This is a genomic window from Mycobacterium sp. (assembly GCF_035697385.1).
Classification (GTDB): domain Bacteria; phylum Actinomycetota; class Actinomycetes; order Mycobacteriales; family Mycobacteriaceae; genus Mycobacterium.
This window is the reverse complement of the sequence record NZ_DASSCY010000288.1, coordinates 21793-27792: the sequence shown is the minus strand read 5'-3', so window position 1 is coordinate 27792 and position 6000 is coordinate 21793. Positions and strand designations below refer to the sequence as shown.

Sequence of the window (6000 nt, the reverse complement as noted above, 5' to 3'; positions counted from 1 at the left end):
TGTTCGCCGTCGCGGTGCTGGTGGTCTATATAGCCCTCGGGCTGATCGACGTCTCGCACTTTCCGCAAATGTTGATGTTGGTCTTGTATCTGGTTGTGGCACTGGTGGCCTTGCTCGTACTGCGCGTCGGCCTGCACCTGGCACTGCTGCACGAAGCGCATGACGAGATCCAAACCGACGAGCCGCTGTTGTGCCCGCACTGCGGTCATGTCGTTCCCGATATGGCGTTCTGCCCGGCCTGCGGGGCGGCGACGCGCGCATCGTCACGCACGTCCCGGAAGACGCGCCGAGAGATACGGCCGGTGCGCAGCGAGGCGGAGCCAGAAGGCCCATGACCGCGCCCTCCCAATCGCCGAGTTTCTTTCCCGGGTATGCAGTCCCGGGTGGGGAATATGCGGCTCCGCCGCTGCGGCGCACATCGCGCACGCGGCTGGTGCTGACATGGTTTCTGGCGATCGCCGTGATCGCGGCGACGCTCGTCGGGGTCTCGGCGTTGATAGCCAAGCCGCCGGTGCGCTACATGTGCCCGCCCGACTGTGGGCGGCCACCGACGGGCACCCCGGTGGAGATCAATCCCCGCTTCACCGCCCCTGACGGGACGTTCTCGGTGTCCTATCCCGTAGAGAGCACGGCGTACAAGATCACCACCAAACCCAATGGGGTGACGGCAGATTTCCTGGCAGGCGACGGCGGCACCCTGCAGTTGTTCAGCCAGCCCGCCGCCAACCGGTCACCGCAGGACATCGCCACGGCCCTGGTGAACAAGACGTTCCCCGACACCCGCACCGCCTATGAGATCCCCAACGCGATGGTCGGATACCACCCCGGCTACGGGAAGGTGGCCGACTGCTGGCCCCAAGGCGCCAACAGCAGCTACATGAGGATGCGGGTGATCGTGATGGTGGCCGTGAAGAATGACCTGGCCCTGGTGGCCGCCGCTGTCGGACCGTTCCACCAGTTCGGCCCTGACTCGGGCATCGGCAAACCCTCCGGCGCCAATCTCCAAATCGCCTTGGATATGGGCAAATACGTGAACAGCTTCAGCTGGCGAGGCGACCCGCCGCGGTGAGCTCATCGGCCAGGGGATAGCCCCTGTCCTCGGCGACGTTTGCCAGCAAGTTGCGCAGCCGCCGCCGCCCGCGATGCACGCGCGACATCACCGTCCCGAGCGGGACGCCGGTGACTTCGGCGATCTCCTTGCACCGCATCCCCTCGACGTCGGCGTAATAGACCGCCGTACGCAGCTTCTCCGGCAGCATTCGCATGGCCACCGCAACCTCGTTGTCCCCCAACGAAGCCAGCACCACGTCTTCGGCCGACCACAGGCCGCGGTCGGAATGACGTGCCTCTGCGGCCATCTGGCCGTCGGTGATCTGCTCGGTCAGCCAATGGGCGGGCCCGCGCTGGCGTTTGCGGTAACTGCTGATGTGGCTGTTGAGCAGAATCCGGTACAGCCAGCCTGCCAGGTTGGTGCCGTCACGGTAGGTGTGAAACCCGACAAACGCCTTGGCCGCCGTCTCCTGGAGTAGGTCCTCGGCGTCGGTATGATCCCGAGTCAGTCTGAACGCATGACGGTAGAGTCCGTCGAGCAGTGGAATCGCGTCCCGCTCGAACCGTGTCGTCAATTCCGCACCTGCGAACTGCTTGTCCCCGAGCATGGTTCGACTCTTGTGCGTGGCCGCCGCCAAGTCAGCACGGCTGGCCCCCAAGCTCCCGACGGGAAACCCGAACCGTCGGCTACCGGTTATCCCCCATACGCGGCGGAACTCCGGACTAGACCGAGGCCTTCACCTTGGACGCGACCGATTCCGGCATCGGCTCATAGCGCGCGAAGGACCGGGTGAACGAACCTGCGCCGTGGGACAGCGAGCGCAAGTCGATCGCGTATCGGGTGAGTTCGACCTCCGGAATCTCGGCCTTCACCAAGGTGCGATCGTCGCCGACCTTTTCGGTGCCAAGCACGCGACCGCGGCGGCCCGCCAGGTCACCCATCACCGTTCCGACCAGATCGTCGGGCACCATCACGGACACCACATCCACCGGCTCGAGCAGATTCACCCTTGTCGCGGACGCGGCCTCGCGCAGCGCCAGCCCGCCAGCCATCTGGAACGCGAAGTCCGACGAGTCCACGCTGTGGGCCTTGCCGTCGAACAGCGTGACCCGGATGTCGACCACTGGATAGCCGGCGCCGACACCCTTTTCCATCTGCGCGCGCACACCCTTCTCGACGCTCGGGATGAAGTTGCGCGGCACCGCACCGCCGACCACCTTGTCCACGAACTCGAAGCCCGACCCCTCCGGCAGCGGCTCCACCTCGATGTCGCACACCGCGTACTGGCCATGTCCTCCGGACTGTTTAACGTGCCGGCCGTGGCCTTTTGCGTTGCCGCCGAACGTTTCCCGCAACGGCACGCGCAGCTCCACTGTGTCAACGGCGACGCCGTACCGGCGCGACAGCGCATCGAGGACGACGCCGGCGTGGGCTTCGCCCATGCACCACAACACGATCTGGTGGGTCTCCGGGTTCTGCTCGATGCGCAGCGTTGGGTCCTCTGCGGCCAGCCGAGCCAACCCGACCGACAGCTTGTCCTCGTCGGTCTTGGCGCGGGGTTGCACAGCCATCGGCAGCAGCGGCTCGGGCATCGTCCACGGCTTGAGCACGAGGGGATCGGACTTGTCGGAAAGCGTGTCGCCGGTCTCGGCGCGGCTCAGCCGGCCGATCGCACAGATGTCGCCTGCCACCACAAACGGTGCGGGACGCTGCTGCTTGCCGAGCGGGAACGACAGCGTGCCGATGCGCTCGTCTTCGTCGTGGTCGGCGTGGCTGGTGGAGGAACCGTTGTGATCGGCGGAACCGAAGAACGAACTGAGATGGCCCGACACGTGCACCGTCGCGTCGGGCCTGATCGTCCCGGAAAACACCCGGACCAGGCTGACCCTGCCGACGTAGGGATCCGATGTCGTCTTGACCACCTCGGCCAGCAGGGGTCCGCTCGGGTCGCAGGTCAAGCCGTTGCGCGACGCGCCCTGCGGAGTGAACACCTCGGGCATCGGATGCTCGTCCGGGGCCGGGAACCCGCTGGTGGCGATCTCCAGCAGTTCGAGCGTGCCGACGCCGGTGCTGCTGCACACCGGGATCACCGGGAAGAACGACCCTCGCGCGATCGCCTTCTCGAGGTCGTCGATCAGCACCGACTGGTCGATCGCCTCACCCCCGAGGTAACGATCCATCAGCGTCTCGTCCTCGGACTCCTCGATGATTCCCTCGATGAGGGTGCCGCGCAGTTCCTCGATCGCCTCGGCGTAGGAGGCGTCCGGCTCGTGCGTGGTGGAGCGCTTGCCGTTGGCGTACTCGTAGTGCGTCTGCGAGAGCAGACCGATCAAGCCCGTACAGGGCGAGTCGGCGGGCAGGTAGAGCGGAAGGACTTTGTCGCCGAACGCCTGCTGCGCCTCGGCCAGCGCGCTGTCGTAGTTGGCGCGAGCGTGGTCGAGCTTGGTGACCACCACGGCGCGCGGCATCCCGACCTGGCTGCACTCCGCCCACAGCGTCTTGGTCAGCTCGTCGACGCCTTCGTTGGCGGCGATCACGAATAGTGCGCAGTCGGCGGCTCGCAGCCCGGCCCGTAGCTCGCCGACGAAGTCCGCGTAGCCGGGCGTGTCGATCAGGTTGACCTTGATCCCGTCGTGCTGCAGGGACGCCAGGGCGAGTCCGACCGAGCGCTGCGCGGCGATCTCGGCTTCATCGCAGTCGCAGACCGTGGTGCCGTCGACCACGGAGCCGGGTCTGGTGAGTACACCGGAGGCGACCAGAAGGGCCTCGACGAGTGTCGTCTTGCCGCCACCCGATGGGCCCACCAGCACCACGTTGCGGATGGCGGCCGGACTGTCCGCGGTGGGGGCGGCTCCGGCCTGAGAAGTTGTCGCCTTGTCAGCCATGACGGGTCCCTCCTAGTCGCCGTCGGCGGAGCCGACGATTAGATCGCGCGGCGGAGCCGACGATTAGATCGAGCGGCCCATCCTCTTGCTCTGTTAATCCACAATTCCCCGAACTGACACTGAACACAAGGGATTCGGCGACTTTCGGCCGCAGCTAAGGTCAGTTCTAGACATGACCACAGTCACGGCAGACATCGCTGTATCGCTGGACGCCTACGCGGCGGGCCCGAACCAGTCCGAGGAGCTGCCGTTCGGAGAGGGCCTCGAAGACGAACAGCTGCACACCTGGATGTTCGAACACGCAGAGGAGAATCAGGCCGAGGTCGACGCCATCGTCGGCGCGGGCGCCTACATCATGGGGCGCAACATGTTCGCGCCCGGCCGCGGCGAGTGGGATCTCGAATGGAAAGGGTGGTGGCTGCCGGAGCCGCCGTATCACGCGCCGGTGTTCGTGCTGACTCACTACCGCCGTGACCCGGTCGAGTTGGACGGCGGCACGACGTTCATCTTCGTCACCGACGGACCCGAGGCGGCACTGGAGCGGGCGAAGGCGGCGGCAGGTGACGGCCGGGTGTCGATCGCGGGCGGGCCTGCCACGCTGAACCAGTACCTCATGCTGGGAGCGGTGGACGAACTGCGGCTGCACATCGTGCCGATCACGCTCGGCGCGGGCGAGCGCGTCTTCAACGGCGTGAAGAGACTCACGTTCGATTACGCCAGCGTCAGGCCGACGGACCACGTGGTGCACGTGACGTTACGCGTACCCGGCATGTAATCGACCGCCGTCCCTGTCCGTTGAGGCTGGGCCATGATCAATTACGACGACATCGCAGGCCGGTCGACGGGCACCGCAACCAGGTCCGGTTCGGCTGGGAACTCCGTCCCGCCGGCTAACGGAACCGCTTATGCGACAGGGACTTTCGGATCTTCGGGACTCACGCTTGCCACGATGTCCACCGTTGCACGTCCACAGTGACAACAGGTCCGTCCAGCGCAATTCTCTGGTACTGAAGGTATTTCCTACGCAGCAGCGAGTACCCGGCCGCCATCTCGTCACCGCTGTAGTGGATCGCCGCGACACCGTCGGCGCGCACCCACCACAACTGTGACCAGTCGTCCTCGTAGTGGTCGACGAGCATGCTCACCTGTGGGTTGGCCTCGATGTTGGCCAGCCGCCGCAATCGTCGCGTCGACTTACGTTTGGCGTCGACAGCGGTGTACACCACGTCATCGTGAACGGCGAAGACCACGGGCACGATGTGCGGCGCACCTTCAGGCCCGGACGTGGCCAGCATTGCCACGGGTGATTCCGCGAACATGGCCGCGGCGTCGAATTCGGCCACGTCCTAGAGACTATTCCTCGCACCCCACTTCTCCAGACTCGACGCCTGCGGTTGCGATACCGGGGAAGTAGCCAATAGTTGTAGGTGTGAACTCTGGGTTCAGTAAGTTGCCAACGGTCAGCCGCCCCGGGCGGCCGCGCAGCGAGCACTCCCGCACCGCGGTGCTGCGCGCGACCTCGGAACTGCTGCACGAAGTGGGTCTTCGGGCGATGACCACCGAGGAGATCGCCAGCCGGAGCGGCACCAGCAAGGCCACCATCTACAAGTGGTGGACCAACAAGTACGCGGTTGCCGTCGACGCCTTCTTGTCGGAGATGATGGCCGAGTCGGGCGATCCGGAAACCGGTTCGGCGCGTGAGGATTTGCGCATAGTGCTGCGGGGCTTGGTGCACTTCTATGCCGGCGCGAGCGGGCGAGTGTTCGCCCAGCTGGTCGGAGAGGCGCAGTTCGACCCGGCCATTCAGGCGGTGCTGCGCGAGCACCTCGTCGTCCCGCGGCGCGACCTGATCCGCGCGATCTGGGATCGCGGCGTCGCCCGCGGCGAACTGCGGGCCGATGTGGACCACGAGGCGGCGACGGACCTGATGATCGGGCCGGTGCTGTACCGGCACCTGATGGGTCACGCGCCGCTGGACGATGCCGCGGCCGACCTGCTCGTCGACACCGCGATGTGCCGCTTGACCACCGGTGACTGATCTCACCCCACGCGTCAGTGGCGCGG

At 66.2% G+C, this 6000-nt stretch carries 7 protein-coding genes; 4 read left to right on the top strand and 3 right to left on the bottom strand.

The window, feature by feature from the left end:
• Both VFH65_RS24780 and VFH65_RS24775 read left to right on the top strand, forming a co-directional pair.
• Positions 1-335 (top strand): zinc ribbon domain-containing protein (locus VFH65_RS24780; RefSeq protein ID WP_353325114.1); only part of this gene is annotated, 335 nt, incomplete at its 5' end.
• Positions 332-1069, top strand: coding sequence for a hypothetical protein (locus VFH65_RS24775; protein ID WP_353325112.1), 738 nt, complete (start codon positions 332-334; stop codon positions 1067-1069). The genes VFH65_RS24780 and VFH65_RS24775, both read left to right, overlap by 4 nt.
• Here VFH65_RS24775 and VFH65_RS24770 read toward each other — a convergent pair.
• Positions 1041-1658 carry a sigma-70 family RNA polymerase sigma factor gene (locus tag VFH65_RS24770; protein WP_353325110.1) on the bottom strand — a complete coding sequence of 206 codons (618 nt, stop codon included), beginning with the start codon at positions 1656-1658 and terminating at the stop codon, positions 1041-1043. The two genes, VFH65_RS24775 and VFH65_RS24770, sit on opposite strands and share 29 nt — an antisense overlap.
• 115 nt (positions 1659-1773) lie before the next feature.
• Positions 1774-3936 carry an elongation factor G-like protein EF-G2 gene (locus VFH65_RS24765; protein WP_353325109.1) on the bottom strand — a complete coding sequence of 721 codons (2163 nt, stop codon included), beginning with the start codon at positions 3934-3936 and terminating at the stop codon, positions 1774-1776.
• A 172-nt stretch (positions 3937-4108) separates the two neighbouring features.
• Between VFH65_RS24765 and VFH65_RS24760 the strand changes: the two genes are divergently transcribed.
• Positions 4109-4711: a dihydrofolate reductase family protein gene (locus tag VFH65_RS24760; RefSeq protein WP_353325108.1), complete on the top strand. Its 603-nt coding sequence runs from the start codon at positions 4109-4111 to the stop codon at positions 4709-4711.
• 160 nt (positions 4712-4871) lie between these two features.
• Here the strand turns inward: VFH65_RS24760 and VFH65_RS24755 are convergent, their stop codons facing one another.
• The gene (locus tag VFH65_RS24755; protein WP_353325107.1) at positions 4872-5279 is read right to left on the bottom strand and encodes a TIGR03668 family PPOX class F420-dependent oxidoreductase; all 408 of its coding nucleotides are present in this window, start codon (positions 5277-5279) and stop codon (positions 4872-4874) included.
• An 86-nt stretch (positions 5280-5365) separates the two neighbouring features.
• On the opposite strand from VFH65_RS24755, the gene VFH65_RS24750 reads away from it, so the two are divergent.
• Positions 5366-5974, top strand: a complete 609-nt coding sequence (locus VFH65_RS24750) for a TetR/AcrR family transcriptional regulator (RefSeq protein ID WP_353325106.1) — start codon at positions 5366-5368, stop codon at positions 5972-5974.
• The last annotated feature ends 26 nt before the right edge of the window (positions 5975-6000 follow it).

Excerpts from the sequence above, each read along its gene's own strand:
- VFH65_RS24775 (WP_353325112.1), top strand. The coding sequence starts at position 332 with ATGACCGCGCCCTCCCAATCGCCGAGTTTCTTTCCCGGGTATGCAGTC.
- VFH65_RS24770 (WP_353325110.1), bottom strand. The coding sequence starts at position 1,658 with ATGCTCGGGGACAAGCAGTTCGCAGGTGCGGAATTGACGACACGGTTC.
- VFH65_RS24765 (WP_353325109.1), bottom strand. The coding sequence starts at position 3,936 with ATGGCTGACAAGGCGACAACTTCTCAGGCCGGAGCCGCCCCCACCGCG.
- VFH65_RS24760 (WP_353325108.1), top strand. The coding sequence starts at position 4,109 with ATGACCACAGTCACGGCAGACATCGCTGTATCGCTGGACGCCTACGCG.